The following is a 13286-nucleotide window of genomic DNA, read 5'->3' as shown; positions in this document are numbered from 1 at the left end:
CCCGTCTCAGCGCGCGAGGACCGACCCGCGGCGCCCGCTCAGGGCGAGGATCACGTCCGCGGCGCTGCCGGCGACGGGCTCCCCGTGACCGTGCGCCCAGTCGAGGTCGGTCGCCCGCAGCGCGCGGCCGGCGGTGTCGACCCCGAACACGGTGCGGTCGCCGGCGCCGACGAGCTGGTGGAGCACGGTCCGTGCGGCCTCGTCGGCGCACACCCGGCCGAGGCCCAGCGGCACCGTCACGTCCAGTCCGTGGATCACGACGTGCGTCAGGGACCCCGCCATGCCGCCCCCGGGCTGCGCGAAGGACGCCATGGTGTCGCTGCGCAGGTCGGCGAGCAGGTCGGCCGGCGGGAGCGACGCCCCCGTCTCCGCCAGGCGGTCGGAGGTCCGCGCGAAGTCGTACCCGTCGGCCGCCAGCTCGGCGGCGAACCGGTCGGCCGGGTAGCGCGCGGCCATCGTGAGGTGGGCGACGACGTGGGCGACCGACCAGCCGGCGCACAGCGAGTCGGCCGCCCACCCCTCGGGCCCGAGGGGGGCGAGCGCCTCGGCCAGCGCGGCGAACTCGTGGGCGACGAGTGCCTCGAGCGTGCTCATGTCGTGTCTCCGTCCTCGCGAGTCTGGGTGAGCCGGACCTGGTTGCCCGACGGGTCGCGGAAGCCGGCGTCGAGGCCGTAGGGCCGCGGCTCGGGCTCCTCGGTGAACTCGACGCCACGGGCGCGCAGCAGCGCGTGGTCGCGCCGCACGTCGTCGGTGGCCAGGAAGATCGCTCCGCCGAGGCCCTGGGACGTGACCGCGCGGATCAGCTCCGTCTGCTCGGGGGTCACGACAGGCGGCTCCGGGATCGCCATGAGGACGAGCTCGAACCCCGGCTGGCCCGGCGGCCCCACGGTCAGCCACCGGAACCCGCCGAGCTCCGGGAAGGTCGCGTCGGCGCGCAGCTCGAACCCGACCTTGCCGGTCCAGAACTCGGCGGCGACCTGCTGGTCGTGCACCCAGACGTTGACGCGGTGGACGGCGATCACACGGCGAGACTAGGAAGCCGCCGGCGCCGAATCTTCTCGAAAGCTCCGGTTCTGCGGCCGACCGTGGAACCGCACGACGCACCCCGGCACGAGCGCGTGGTCGTGGGCCGGGGGAAAGGCCGCCCGGTACGCGGTGGGCGTGCGGCCGAAGACGCGGCGGAAGCTGGCGGTGAAGCTGCCGACGCTGCTCAGCCCCACCTCGGTGCAGACCCGCGCCACCGAGTGGTCGGTGTGGCGCAGCAGGGTTGCGGCGCGCTCGAGCCGTCTCGTCAGCAGGTACGCGTGCGGCGTGACCCCGAAGGCCGCGGCGAATCGCTCGCTGAAGTACGCGGGGCTCAGGGCTGCGGCGCGCGCGAGGTCGGGGACCGTCAGCGGCTCGGCGTAGGACCGGTCGGCGAGGTCCCGCGCGCGCAGCAGGTGGCGCTCGACCGGGTGGGAGGTCGGCGTGGGCACACCGCCATCATCGCCGAACCGCTCCCCGCCCGGCCACGAACGAGGTCGAACCCAGCAGACCGGAGGACGACACCGCATGAAGACCGGAGACACCGCCCCCGACTTCGAGCTCGCCGACGACACCGGCACCCGCCGGACGCTGTCCGGGCTCCTCGCCGACGGCCCGGTGGTGCTGTTCTTCTACCCCCTGGCCTCCTCGGGCGGGTGCACCCAGGAGAGCTGCCACTTCCGGGACCTCGCCGGGGAGTTCGCGACGGTCGGCGCGCAGCGGGTCGGCATCAGCGCCGACTCCGTCGAGAAGCAGCACGCGTTCTCCAGCGCGCACTCGTTCGGCTACCCGCTGCTGTCCGACCCCGACGGTGCCGTGGCCAAGCAGTTCGGCGCGAAGCGCTCGTGGCTCCCGGCCCTGCCCGTCAAGCGCCGGACCTTCGTCATCGACACCGACCGCACGGTCCTCGGGGTCATCGGCGGGGAGATGAAGTTCGACCAGCACGCCGACGACGCCCTCGAGCTGCTCCGGTCGCGCCAGGGCGCGTGACGCGCCCCCTCACGTGGCGCGGGCCGGGCGTGAACCCGGGGGCAGCGGGAGGAAGCCCGAGGTGCGGCGGACGTACTCGTCGTACCCGGGCCGCCCCGACATCGACTTCTCCGTCAGCTCCTTGCCGGTGACGCTCACCAGCAGGTAGGTCATCAGCAGCGGCCCGACGACCGTGACCAGTGCCCACGGGTGCCCCGCGGCCACGACGAAGATCCCCCACCAGACACACGCGTCGCCGAAGTAGTTCGGGTGGCGGGTGTAGCGCCACAGGCCCGAGTCGAGGATCTTGCCCTTGTTCTCCGGGTCCGCCTTGAACGCCGAGAGCTGCGCGTCGCCGACGGACTCGAAGACGAACCCGACGAGCCACAGCAGCACGCCCACGATCACCACCGGCAGCACCGTCGACGCGCGGACCATCGCCGCGAGCACCGGCAGCGACACCACGAGCATCACGCCCGCCTGCGGCAGGTAGACCTTGCGCAGCACCGTCGAGGTCACCGCGCCGGGCGCGTGGTCGTCGCCGAGCATCGCGGCGTAGCGCGGGTCCTCGCCCTTCCCGCGGTTGCGCAGCCCGATGTAGATCGCGAGCCGCAGCCCCCAGACCGCGACGAGGGCGAGCGCGACCGTCCGCACCCCGGCGTCCCCGACGCCCATCACGCCGGAGATCAGGTACGCGACGATGCCGACGGCCACGAACCCGAGGCCCCACGTCACGTCGACGACGCTGTGGCGCCCGGTGGCGCGGGCGACGGCGAGCGTGATGCTGAACGCCGCCACGACCGTCGCCACCGCGCCCACGAGCAGCAGGCCGAAGGCCGTCAGGTCGAAACTCACGTGCCCGGCTTACCCGCCTCCGTGCGCGAGCGCACCGCCCAGTCGTCGCGGGTGGCCGGCATGCCGCTGCGGCCGCGGTCGGTGGGGCGGGCCAGGAGGATCTGGTCGACGCCCATGCGGTTCTCCTCGAACGCCAGCGCGCCGCCGGCGAGGTAGAGCCGCCACATGCGGGCGCCGCGCTCGCCGACCAGCGACACCGCCTCGTCGAACCGCTCCTCGAGCGTGGCGAGCCAGGCCCGGATCGTCGGCACGTAGTGCTCGCGCATGACGTGGACGTCGCGGACCTCGAGGCCCGCGTGCTGCAGGAACGTCAGGGTGTCGCCGACGGGGCGCATGACCATGTCCGGGGTCACGTAGGTCTCGATGAACGCGCCACCGCCGGGGGCGTTCGCGCCCCGGGACATCTGCTGCACCAGAGCCCGCCCGCCGGGGCGCAGCGCGCCGTGCAGGATCGCGGCGAACGTCGGGTAGTGCTCGTCGCCGACGTGCTCGCCCATCTCGATCGCGCTGACGGCGTCGAACGGGCCGTCGACCGCGGTGATCTTCTCGGCGACGTCGCGGTAGTCGAGCAGGTCGACCTGGACCTGGCCGGCCAGCCCCTCGGCGCGGATGCGAGCGTTGACGTGGTCGCGCTGCTCGCGGGAGATCGTCACGGCCCGGACCTGCGCGCCGTGCTCCCGGGCGGCGTGGACGGCGAGCGAGCCCCAGCCGCAACCGATGTCGAGCAGGCGGCGGCCCGGCGCGAGGTCGAGCTTGCGGCAGATCAGCTCGAGCTTGTCGTGCTGGGCCCGGGCGAGGGTGCTGTCCTCGCTCGTCCAGTAACCGCTCGAGTAGGCCATCGAGGCGTCGAGCAGCAGCGAGTAGAACGCGTTGCCGGCGTCGTAGTGGTGGGCGATGACGTCGCGGTCGCGCCGGCGGCTGTGGAGGCGGCCCTTGATCTTGATCGCCTCGGGCGGGGGTGCGGGCTTGGTGCCGAGGAGGCCGAGCCTGACGGCCTGCGCGGCGAGTCCCAGCAGCTCTGTGGCCCCGGGTCGGCGCTTGGTGATCGTCCCGGAGTTCACCAGCGACCACATCGCCGACAGGCCCTCGGCGAGGTCGCCGTCGACGTCCAGGTCGCCCGAGACGTAGGCGTGCGCGAGCCCCATCTCCCCCGGCTCCCACAGCAGGCGGCGCAGCGCCCGCCGCGAGCGCAGCACCACGGTCGGCACGCCGGGCCCCGGCGCCGCCCCGGCCTCGCTGCCGTCCCACGCCCGGATGCGCACCGGGACCGGTCCGTCGAGGAACGCCCCGACCGCACCCGCCACCCGCGCCGCCGCTCCTGCACCCACGCCGATCTCCCTCCGCCTGTGTCGCAGCATCATCGGACCGCGGCGGGGATCGGTTCGGCCGGTGCGCATCCGTCACAGTCGCTCGTCGCGATCAGGTGTAGGCGGCGTGTCGTTCGGGTGAGCTGCCTACTGACCGTGGTGACATTCACACCATGGGGGGCCTGGGGGTTGGTCTAGGAGTCAATGACGTCCCGATCGTGGGGCAGCCGGTGGCGTTCGGGGCGGGATTCATCGCGCTGCTTGTCGTCTGCTTTTCGATGTACGTCGCGCGGTACTTCTATTTCTACGCTTCAACGGGCGGGGCTCTCCTCGTGCTCGTCGGCCTTGCTCGACCGGTCGCCGGCTACACGCTCGGCGACGAGCATCGAGTGTTCGCGAGCATCGTCGGTTTCGTTGGCGGACGGACCGCTCTCGTCCTGCAGGCCATCGGAAACTACGTCGGCGCGCCTCTGCTCGGACTAGCAAGCGCAGCCCTGATCGCCGTGGGGAATCCCTGGGCCGTGCTCTTCGGCGCAACCTTCCTCTCACTCCTCGCGCTCCTCGTCGCACTCAACCCGCTCGCCTTCACGATCCCGCTGCTCGTGGTGCTGGGCCTTGGCGCGACGCTGTTCTACGGGAGCGGAGCACAGCAGGCGTTCGCGGCGGCCTTCGTCGCATGGTTCCTTCTCCTCGCCGGGACGCTCGGGGCCTTCCGTATCCCAGGACTTGGTGGCGGCCCCAACACCCTGGCAGGGAAGACCTTCATACCCGGCTTCTTGTGGCAGCTCCTGTTCATCGGCGTCGCGATCGTCGCCCTCATCGTCGGCGGGCAGCTCCTCCTCCGCCCCGGTTACGACATCGTCTAGCGACCACTACCGCAGGAAGCCGCACCCCAGCAGGATCGGTCGCACTCGGCGACGACGCCGGGGACGGCTCTCGACCGCGCGGGAGGACACCCCGATGAGCACGTATGTCCTGGTCCACGGCTCCTGGCACCACGGCGGCCTCTGGGAGGGCGTCGCCGAGCCCCTCCGCGCCGACGGCCACACCGTCCACACGCCGACCGTCGCCGGCCACGGCAAGGGCGTCGACAAGGCCGTCGTCCACGACGACTGCGTCGCCTCGATCGTCGACCACATCGTCGGCCAGGACCTGAGCGACGTCGTCCTGCTCGGCCACAGCTTCGGCGGCACCGTCATCGCCCGCGTCGCCGAGGAGATCCCCGACCGGCTCCGGCGGTTGATCTTCTGGAACGCGTTCGTGCCCGCGCCCGGCAACTGCCTCGACGACGAGACACCGCCGCACTACCGGGAGCTCTTCGCGCAGCTCGCGGCGTCGACCGACGACGACACGATCATGCTGCCCTTCCCGATCTGGCGGGAGGCGTTCATCCAGGACGCGCCGCTCGAGCTGGCGCAGTCGACCTACGAGCTCCTCTCCCCCGAGCCCGCCCAGCCCTTCCGGGACAAGCTCGCGCTCTCCCGCTTCTACGAGCTCCAGATCCCCCGCTCGTACATCAACGCGACCGAGGACATCGCCCTGCCGCCCGGCGAGTGGGGGTGGCACCCGCGGATGTCGAGCCGCCTGGGGATGTACCGCCTGGTGCAGCTGCCGGGGAGCCACGAGGTCATGTTCACGAACCCGGGCCTGCTCGCGCAGAAGATCGTCGAGGCCGGGCGCGACTGAGGCGCCGAGCAGTTCTACGCATGCACGCCGCGCCCCGGCGAGACATGATCCGGGGCATGGCGCGGCAGGACCGACTCCGGCGGATCTCCCAGTCCCACGACCGTCGGCGCTCGGGGCGGGCGATCCGGCTCTGGCGCAAGCTCGCGATCTGGGTGCTCTACCCGCGCACCGACCGCGGGTTCTGGTACGGGTTCGCGATCGACCTGCTCTGGCCGGTGCTCATGGCCGTGGCGCGCTGGGACTTCCGCGGCGGCAACCAGGTCCCGACCAGGGGCGGGGCGCTGCTCGCGGTCAACCACCTCTCGCACGTCGACCCGATCGTCCTCGTGTCCTACGTGCTCGCGAACGGCCGCGTGCCCCGCTTCCTCGCGATGAAGGAGCTGTGGGGCAAGACGGTGGTCGGCGCGCCCCTACGCTGGGGCCGGCACATCCCGGTCGACCGCAAGGCATCCGGGATCGAGGCCTACCGGGCGGCGGTCGAGGCGGTGCAGCGCGGCGAGGTGGTCGTCGTCTACCCGGAGGGCGGGTTCGCCGACCACTCCGACGGCTGGCCCCGCGCCGCCCGCACGGGCATCGCTCGGATGGCCCTGGAGACCGGCGCGCCCGTCATCCCCGTCGCACAGTGGGGCTCGAACCATCTGCTGCCGCCCACCGCGTCCCGCCCGACGCTGTTCCCCCGCGCCACGCTGCGGGTGCTCGCCGGCCCGCCCGTCGCGCTCGACGACCTGCGCGAGGGCCGCATCGGCCGCAAGGCCCTGCAGGAGGCCACCGACCGGATCATGGGCCGGATCACCGAGCAGCTCGCCGTGCTGCGCGGCGAGGAGCCCCCGCGGCCACCGGAGACCGAGGAGCCCGCCCCGGCGGCCGCCGACCTCCAGCCGCCCGCCGTGAGCTGACCGAACCGGCCGGGCCGAGATCACGGGCACCGTTATGCACCCGGCCTCGCCGTTCCGGTGCACCACGTCGCCCCTGATCTCCGTGAGCGCGCCACCCCTCGCCCGTCGACGCCCCCCGGCGGAGACACGAACGGCGCCCCCGCTGCATCGAAAGCAGCGAGAGCGCCGTTCGTTCCTCGAACCCTGCGGGCGACCTAGCCGTTCATCTGCTTCTGCATCTGCTCGACGACGCTCGGGTCGACGAGCGTGGACGTGTCGCCCAGCTCCTCGCCCTCGGCCAGGTTCTTCAGCAGCCGCCGCATGATCTTCCCCGACCGCGTCTTCGGGAGATCGCTGGAGAAGATCACGGTGGCCGGGCGAGCCAGCTTCCCGATCGACTGGGCGACCTGCTCGCGCAAGGCCTGCTCCAGCTCCTCGGTGCCCTCCTTGTCGCCCTTGAGCGACACGAACGCGACGATCGCCTGGCCGGTGTCGTCGTCCTTGCGCGCCGCGACCGCGGCCTCGGCCACGTCGGCGTGCTCGACCAGCGCGCTCTCCACCTCGAAGGTCGAGAGACGGTGGCCGGACACGTTCACGACGTCGTCGATGCGACCCATGAGCTGGATGTCGCCGTCGGCGTCGTACTTGGCGCCGTCACCGGCGAAGTACGCGTCGGAGTACTTCGACCAGTAGGTGTCCTTGAAGCGCTCGTCGTCCTTATAGAGCGTGCGCATCATGCCGGGCCAGGGCTGGGTGAGCACGAGGTTGCCAGTCTGCTCGACGTCGAGCTGGTTGCCCTCGTCGTCGCGGATCTCGGGCCGCACGCCCGGGAACGGCTGCTGCGCCATGCCCGGCTTGAGCGTGGTGATCCCCGGCAGCGGCGTGATCAGGATGTGCCCGGTCTCGGTCTGCCACCAGGTGTCCATGATCGGCGCCGTGCCGCCGCCGATGTGCTCGCGGTACCACTCCCACACGTCGGGGTTGATCGGCTCACCGACGCTGCCCAGGATCTTGATCGACGACAGGTCGTGGCCCTCGATGTGCTGCTCGCCCGCCTTCATGTGCGACTTGATCGCCGTCGGCGAGGTGTACAGGATCGTGACCCCGTACTTGTCGATGATCTTCCACCAGACGTCCTTGCCCGGGTAGCCGGGGACGCCCTCGAAGAGCACCGAGGTGCACGCGTTGGCCAGCGGGCCGTACGTGATGTAGCTGTGTCCGGTGATCCAACCGATGTCGGCGGCGCACCAGTAGACCGAGTCGTCCTTGACGTCGAAGACGAGGTTGTGGGTCGTCGTGACGCCGAGCAGGTAGCCGGCCGTGGTGTGGACGACGCCCTTGGGCTTGCCCGTCGAGCCGGAGGTGTAGAGCAGGAAGAGCAGGTCCTCCGAGTCCATCGGCTCGCAGGGGCAGCTCTCCGGGTCGTCCGACTCGTCGGCCACGAGGTCGTGCAGGTAGACGTCGCGGTCGTTCATCGGGATGTCCGCGCCCGAGCGCCGCACCACGACGATCTTCTCGACGGTGGTGGGCCCGGCGTCCAGGCCCTCGTCGGCGTTGGTCTTCTGCGCGCCGGCCTTGCCGCCGCGCATCGCCTCGTCCTGGGTGATGAGGACCTTGCACTCGAGGTCGTTGCAGCGCTCCGCCACGGCCTTGCCGCTGAAGCCGCCGAACACCACGGTGTGCGGCGCGCCGAGACGGGCGCACGCAAGCATCGCGACGACGGCCTCGGGGATCATCTGCATGTAGATCCCGACCGGCACGCCCTTGCCGACGCCCAGCTTCTTGAGGCCGTTCGCCATCTTGACGACCTCGCGCTGCAGGTCGGAGAACGTGATGTCCCGGGCCTCCGGGGAGTCGGGACCGTCGTCGGGCACCACGTGCAGGGCGACCTTGTCGCCCTTCCCGCCCTCGACGTGGCGGTCGACGCAGTTGTAGCAGGCGTTCAGCTTCCCGCCGACGAACCACTTCGCGTACGGGAGCTGCCAGTCGAGGACCTCGTCGTAGTCCTCGAACCAGTCCAGGCGCGCCTTGGCCTGCTCGTCCCAGAACTCCCGGAGGTCCTGCTCCTTCATCTCCGGCCGCACGTTGGCCGTCTTCGACAGCTCCGGGTCCGGCGGGTACGTCTTCCCCTCGGTGGCCGTCTGTTCCGACATCCGCGTGTGCCTCCCCGTCGATGTGCGGCACCGGCCGACGCCGGGTCGACGCCGGGTGCCCTTGCTGTGTGCGCAGCGTCTTGCACTTCTCCGCCCGTGACAACGGTGCGTTCGGAGGGGTCGGGGACAGGGTGGCCACGCCGACCTGCGGTGCAGGTGTGACGATCTCCCCGTGCCCCGACCCGACCTGCCGGACGCTGAACGTCGCCCTGCGGACGGTGTCGACGTCTCAGATGCCCGAATGTGGCGTGGCTTACGCACCGCCCTCGCCCGCGGCGGGTTCACCGTCGACGGCGTGGCCGCGCTGCTCGGTCCGGGCGCCCGCGCAGCCCTCGACCGCGGGGAGACCACGCCGGCCCGCCGCGCGGCCAGAAATGCGGGGAACAGCAGGGACGCCGGGCCCGCCGGAACGCTCGTGCGCCTGTTCCTGCTGGGCGACGCCGTCCCGCGCGCCGAGGCCGCGGCCGCCCTCGAGCCCGCCGACCTGGACGAGGCGGTCGCCGCCGGGCTGCTGAGCAGCGCCGACGGCCAGGTCCGCGCCGCCCTCGACCTGCGCCCGCACGGCGACGCGGCCATCCCCGACGCGGCGCCGTGGTGGGTGCTCTCGGACCTCGAGGTCGGCCCCGCCACGCGGACGGCAGGCCGCGAGCACGTCCTCGGCACCGGCGCGGCGTCGCTGTCGCTGGCGCGGGCGACGGTGCGGCGGCCGGTCGGGACGCTGCTCGACGTGGGCACGGGGTGCGGGGTGCAGGTGCTGCACTCGTCGGGGCACGCCGCGGAGCTCACCGCCACCGACGTGTCCGAGCGGGCGCTGGACATGGCGCGCGTGACGTTCGCGCTGTGCGGGCTCGACGTCGAGGTGCTCGCCGGGCCGTGGCTGGAGCCGGTGGCGGGACGGCGCTTCGACCAGATCGTCAGCAACCCGCCGTTCGTGCCCGGGCCGCCGCAGGTCGACCACGTCTACCGGGACTCCGGGCTCGGCGGCGACGGGGCGAGCGCGCTGCTCGTCGGCGCCCTGCCCGCGCACCTCACCGAGGGCGGGGTCGCGCAGCTGCTCGCGTCGTGGCTGATCACCTCCGAGGACTGGACCGAGCGCCCCCGCACCTGGCTGGACGAGGCCGCCCGATCCGCGGCGCCGGGCGGGCTCGACGCCTGGGTGGTCCAGCGCGACGTCGCCGACCCCGCCCTGCACGTCGGGACGTGGCTGCGCGACGCCGGCGTCGACCCCGCCTCCCCGGAGGGGACCGCCCTGTCCGAGCGGTGGCTGGACTTCCTCGCCGCCGAGGGCGTGCACGCGATCGGGTTCGGGTTCGTCACGCTGCGCCGGACCGCGCCCGACGTCGCCGGCACCGTCGTCTGCGAGGACCTGCGCCAGTCCCACGACGACCCCCTGGGCCCGGAGATCGCGGCCTGGCTCGACCGCACCGCCTGGCTCGCCCGGCACCCCGGTGACGCGCTGCTCGACGCCCGCCTGCGCGTCCCGGACACCGTCGCCCTCGAGCGCGGGCTCGTCGGCACCGACGAGGGCTGGGAGGCCGTCGCGGCGACGCTCGTGCGCCTCGACGGGCCCCAGTGGCGCCACGACGTCGACGAGCTCGGCGTCGCGCTGCTCGCCGGGTGCCGGGGGTACCTCCCGCTGCGCGACCTCGTGGAGCTCCTCGCCGTCGCCCACGGCCGCGACCCCGACGAGCTCGCCGCCGCCGCCCTGCCCGTCGTCCGCGACCTCGTGCACCACGGGATGCTGGTCGCAGGTGAGGGATACGGGTCGTCATGACGACCCATAACCCTCACGAGGCGAAGCCATGAGAGCCGTCGTCAGCCGCGTCACGACGGCCCGGGTGGTCGTCGACGGCTCGGAGGGGCCGGAGGTGGTCGGCGCGCTCGAGGAGCCCGGGCTGCTCGTCCTGCTCGGCGTGCACCGCGACGACGGCCCCGACGCCGCGGCCACCATGGCCCGCAAGCTGCACGAGCTGCGCATCCTGCGCGACGAGCGCACTGAGCTCGATGATCGAGCTCCGCGGAGCTACGTCTCCTGCGCGGACACCGGCGCCGGCCTGCTCGTGGTCAGCCAGTTCACCCTCTACGGGGACACCCGGAAGGGCCGGCGCCCGTCGTGGTCGGCGGCCGCCGGGCCGGACGCCGCACGCGCCGCCGTGGACGCCGTCGTCGCCGCGCTGCGCGAGCGGGGCGCACCCGTCGCGACCGGGAAGTTTCGAGCGGACATGCGCGTTGAATCCACCAACGACGGCCCGTTCACGGTGATCGTCGAGAGCTGAACGCCGGAGATCTCCGCTCCCCGCCACACGTTGTCCGCGAGTGGTGCCCGCCATGCGTCATGCACGACACAGCGGGCACCCGTCACCGGACGCCCACGGCGGGAACGAACGCCGATCCCGACGCGTTCGACCTAGTGACGCGGCGCCACAGCACCTTCGCGCCGCGCAGGGAGGAAGCAATGACGGCGACACTCGCACCGCAGACCGGGTCCGAGACGGTGTTCCCCTCGGTGCCTGCTGAGAGCGACCTCGACGCCCAGGGCCCTGCGGCGGACCTCGTCCGCGTCTACCTCAACGGTATCGGAAAAACCGCGCTGCTGACCGCCGCCGACGAGGTGGAGCTGGCGAAGCGCATCGAGGCCGGTGTGTACGCAGCGCATCTGCTCGAGGAGTCCGGTGACGACCTCGAGCCGCAGCGCGCCACCGACCTGCGCGCGGTGGCCCGCGACGGCCGCCGCGCCCGCGCGCACCTGCTCGAGGCCAACCTGCGCCTCGTGGTCTCGCTGGCCAAGCGGTACACCGGACGCGGCATGCCGCTGCTCGACCTGATCCAGGAGGGCAACCTGGGTCTGATCCGGGCCGTGGAGAAGTTCGACTACAGCAAGGGCTTCAAGTTCTCGACCTACGCGACGTGGTGGATCCGCCAGGCCATCACCCGCGGCATGGCCGACCAGGCCCGCACCATCCGCCTGCCCGTCCACCTGGTCGAGCAGGTCAACAAGCTGGCCCGCATCAAGCGTGACCTGCACCAGACCCTCGGCCGCGAGGCCACCAACGAGGAGCTGGCGGAGGAGTCGGGGCTGACGCCCGAGAAGGTCGCCGACCTGCTCGACCACAGCCGCGACCCGGTCAGCCTGGACATGCCGGTCGGCTCCGAGGAGGAGGCCCCGCTCGGGGACTTCATCGAGGACGCCGAGGCCACCGACGCCGAGTCGACGGTCATCTCCGGCCTGCTCCACGACGACATGCGCCGCGTCATCGCGACGCTGGACGACCGCGAGCAGAACGTCATCCGGCTGCGCTACGGCCTCGACGACGGCCAGCCGCGCACGCTCGACCAGATCGGGCGCCAGTTCGGGCTCTCCCGCGAGCGGGTGCGCCAGATCGAGCGCGAGGTCATGGTCAAGCTGCGCGACGGCGACCGCGCGCGGCGGCTCAAGGCCTACGCCGCGAGCTGAGGCTCGACCCGCCACGAGTGGCACGCTGCGTGACGGGATCGGTCCCGCAGCGGCCACCGGGTCGACGCATTGACGGTGACTCGCCGGTAACGGCAGTCTGAACCGCACGGGCCGGATGTGACCCCACTCACGTGGGGTCACCCGGCCCGGCCAAGTCCACGAGGCGGGCCCGAGCGCTCGCCGGCGACGGGAGACCGGGACGGTCGGGGGCCGGCCCGGTCTTCCGGCTTTCCGGTTCTTAGGGAACCGCGCCCGTGAGGACCACCGGGCGCTCCCCCAGCGGCGCCGCGAGCGTCGCCTCCAGCGGCGGGTACACGAGCTCCCGCGTGCACGGGCCCGGCCCGGTGCTGAACTGCTCGACACGCAGCACGACGCGCTCGGTGTCCTGCTCCACCACGGTCAGCCGAGCGTCGGTGCAGCCTCCCGCGCGGCCGTAGACCCCGACGACGGCGTCCCCGCGCGTCCACACGAGCGTCGGCAGCCCGGCCGGGAGCGCGCTCGCGTCGACCCGTCCGGTCGGCAGCGCCGTCGCGCCCGCCGGCGGCGCCGCCGTCAGCGGATCGGGCTCCGCCGGGACCGGGCGGTTCGACGGCGGCGGCGCGCCGGTCGGGATCATGGGCGGGGCTGACGGGGTGCCGGCGGGCTCCGGCGGGTCCGACTGCCCACACCCCGCGGCCAGCAGGACCGCGGCCGCGAGCAGGCCGAGGCGCAGGGTCGGCGGGAGAGCAGGGGGTCGGCGCATGGTCCGACCGACCGTAGGGCGGCCCCGCGCTCGATGCCGTCTCGACGCGGTCACTCCTTCGAGCAGCCCTGTGATGGTTACTGGCTGGTATCGCTCGCCTGGCGAGCGATACCAGCCAGTAACCGGGTCGAGTCGGCTCAGACGCCCGCCAACGCGCACCGGCGTCGCCGTCGCGCTCCCGCCCGGCGGAGACGTGCTGGTCCTCGCCTACCTGGCGCTCGC

At 72.8% G+C, this 13286-nt stretch carries 14 protein-coding genes; 7 read left to right on the top strand and 7 right to left on the bottom strand.

Features of this window, described 5'->3' with window-relative positions; all coding sequences use genetic code 11:
* Positions 1-6 precede the first annotated feature (6 nt).
* The 3 genes from EV188_RS05435 to EV188_RS05425 are packed head-to-tail and all read right to left on the bottom strand — an operon-like array spanning position 7 to position 1475.
* A complete protein-coding gene (locus EV188_RS05435; protein WP_133825141.1) occupies positions 7-594 on the bottom strand; it encodes a maleylpyruvate isomerase family mycothiol-dependent enzyme in 588 nt (195 codons plus the stop codon).
* Entirely contained in the window at positions 591-1022 is a 432-nt protein-coding gene (locus EV188_RS05430; RefSeq protein ID WP_133825140.1) for a VOC family protein, read from the bottom strand. The genes EV188_RS05435 and EV188_RS05430 overlap by 4 nt, the downstream gene beginning before the upstream one ends.
* 9 nt (positions 1023-1031) lie before the next feature.
* Positions 1032-1475 (bottom strand): helix-turn-helix domain-containing protein, encoded by a 444-nt coding sequence (locus tag EV188_RS05425; RefSeq protein ID WP_243741484.1) that lies wholly within the window; start codon positions 1473-1475, stop codon positions 1032-1034.
* Positions 1476-1551: 76 nt separating this feature from the next.
* Between EV188_RS05425 and EV188_RS05420 the strand changes: the two genes are divergently transcribed.
* Positions 1552-2013 carry a peroxiredoxin gene (locus EV188_RS05420; protein WP_133825138.1) on the top strand — a complete coding sequence of 154 codons (462 nt, stop codon included), beginning with the start codon at positions 1552-1554 and terminating at the stop codon, positions 2011-2013.
* 9 nt (positions 2014-2022) lie between these two features.
* On the opposite strand, the gene EV188_RS05415 is transcribed toward EV188_RS05420, so the two are convergent.
* Both EV188_RS05415 and EV188_RS05410 read right to left on the bottom strand, forming a co-directional pair.
* Positions 2023-2847, bottom strand: coding sequence for a DUF1295 domain-containing protein (locus EV188_RS05415; protein WP_133825137.1), 825 nt, complete (start codon positions 2845-2847; stop codon positions 2023-2025).
* On the bottom strand, positions 2844-4175 hold the full coding sequence (locus tag EV188_RS05410) for an SAM-dependent methyltransferase (protein ID WP_243741483.1): 1332 nt from the start codon (positions 4173-4175) through the stop codon (positions 2844-2846). Before EV188_RS05410 ends, EV188_RS05415 begins: the two co-directional genes overlap by 4 nt.
* A gap of 152 nt (positions 4176-4327) precedes the next feature.
* Here EV188_RS05410 and EV188_RS05405 point away from each other — a divergent pair, with 152 nt between their 5' ends.
* From EV188_RS05405 to EV188_RS05395, 3 genes are all read left to right on the top strand, one after another.
* A complete protein-coding gene (locus EV188_RS05405) occupies positions 4328-5020 on the top strand; it encodes a M50 family metallopeptidase (protein WP_133825135.1) in 693 nt (230 codons plus the stop codon).
* 94 nt (positions 5021-5114) lie between these two features.
* On the top strand, positions 5115-5840 hold the full coding sequence (locus tag EV188_RS05400; protein ID WP_133825134.1) for an alpha/beta hydrolase: 726 nt from the start codon (positions 5115-5117) through the stop codon (positions 5838-5840).
* A gap of 56 nt (positions 5841-5896) precedes the next feature.
* Positions 5897-6736, top strand: coding sequence for a lysophospholipid acyltransferase family protein (locus EV188_RS05395; RefSeq protein WP_133825133.1), 840 nt, complete (start codon positions 5897-5899; stop codon positions 6734-6736).
* A 194-nt stretch (positions 6737-6930) separates the two neighbouring features.
* On the opposite strand, the gene acs is transcribed toward EV188_RS05395, so the two are convergent.
* The gene (gene acs, locus EV188_RS05390; protein WP_133825132.1) at positions 6931-8868 is read right to left on the bottom strand and encodes an acetate--CoA ligase; all 1938 of its coding nucleotides are present in this window, start codon (positions 8866-8868) and stop codon (positions 6931-6933) included.
* Positions 8869-9109: 241 nt separating this feature from the next.
* Here acs and EV188_RS05385 point away from each other — a divergent pair, with 241 nt between their 5' ends.
* The 3 genes from EV188_RS05385 to EV188_RS05375 all read left to right on the top strand — a co-directional run bounded on the left by EV188_RS05385 (position 9110) and on the right by EV188_RS05375 (position 12322).
* Entirely contained in the window at positions 9110-10642 is a 1533-nt protein-coding gene (locus tag EV188_RS05385; RefSeq protein WP_133825131.1) for a DUF7782 domain-containing protein, read from the top strand.
* 28 nt (positions 10643-10670) lie between these two features.
* On the top strand, positions 10671-11144 hold the full coding sequence (dtd, locus tag EV188_RS05380) for a D-aminoacyl-tRNA deacylase (protein WP_133825130.1): 474 nt from the start codon (positions 10671-10673) through the stop codon (positions 11142-11144).
* Positions 11145-11323: 179 nt separating this feature from the next.
* On the top strand, positions 11324-12322 hold the full coding sequence (locus EV188_RS05375) for a sigma-70 family RNA polymerase sigma factor (RefSeq protein ID WP_133825129.1): 999 nt from the start codon (positions 11324-11326) through the stop codon (positions 12320-12322).
* A 238-nt stretch (positions 12323-12560) separates the two neighbouring features.
* On the opposite strand, the gene EV188_RS05370 is transcribed toward EV188_RS05375, so the two are convergent.
* Positions 12561-13064, bottom strand: a complete 504-nt coding sequence (locus tag EV188_RS05370) for a hypothetical protein (protein WP_133825128.1) — start codon at positions 13062-13064, stop codon at positions 12561-12563.
* Positions 13065-13286 lie beyond the last annotated feature (222 nt).

Origin of the sequence: Actinomycetospora succinea (assembly GCF_004363095.1) — a bacterium.
Taxonomy (GTDB): Bacteria; Actinomycetota; Actinomycetes; order Mycobacteriales; family Pseudonocardiaceae; genus Actinomycetospora; species Actinomycetospora succinea.
Note: the sequence above shows the minus strand (reverse complement) of the source record. Positions and strands in the feature narration are given on the sequence as shown.

Bases quoted from the DNA above. Each gene is read 5' to 3' on its own strand.
- EV188_RS05405 (WP_133825135.1), top strand. From the start codon at position 4,328: ATGGGGGGCCTGGGGGTTGGTCTAGGAGTCAATGACGTCCCGATCGTG.
- EV188_RS05435 (WP_133825141.1), bottom strand. From the start codon at position 594: ATGAGCACGCTCGAGGCACTCGTCGCCCACGAGTTCGCCGCGCTGGCC.
- dtd (WP_133825130.1), top strand. From the start codon at position 10,671: ATGAGAGCCGTCGTCAGCCGCGTCACGACGGCCCGGGTGGTCGTCGAC.
- EV188_RS05375 (WP_133825129.1), top strand. From the start codon at position 11,324: ATGACGGCGACACTCGCACCGCAGACCGGGTCCGAGACGGTGTTCCCC.
- EV188_RS05370 (WP_133825128.1), bottom strand. From the start codon at position 13,064: ATGCGCCGACCCCCTGCTCTCCCGCCGACCCTGCGCCTCGGCCTGCTC.
- EV188_RS05420 (WP_133825138.1), top strand. From the start codon at position 1,552: ATGAAGACCGGAGACACCGCCCCCGACTTCGAGCTCGCCGACGACACC.
- EV188_RS05395 (WP_133825133.1), top strand. From the start codon at position 5,897: ATGGCGCGGCAGGACCGACTCCGGCGGATCTCCCAGTCCCACGACCGT.
- EV188_RS05400 (WP_133825134.1), top strand. From the start codon at position 5,115: ATGAGCACGTATGTCCTGGTCCACGGCTCCTGGCACCACGGCGGCCTC.
- acs (WP_133825132.1), bottom strand. From the start codon at position 8,868: ATGTCGGAACAGACGGCCACCGAGGGGAAGACGTACCCGCCGGACCCG.
- EV188_RS05385 (WP_133825131.1), top strand. From the start codon at position 9,110: ATGTGGCGTGGCTTACGCACCGCCCTCGCCCGCGGCGGGTTCACCGTC.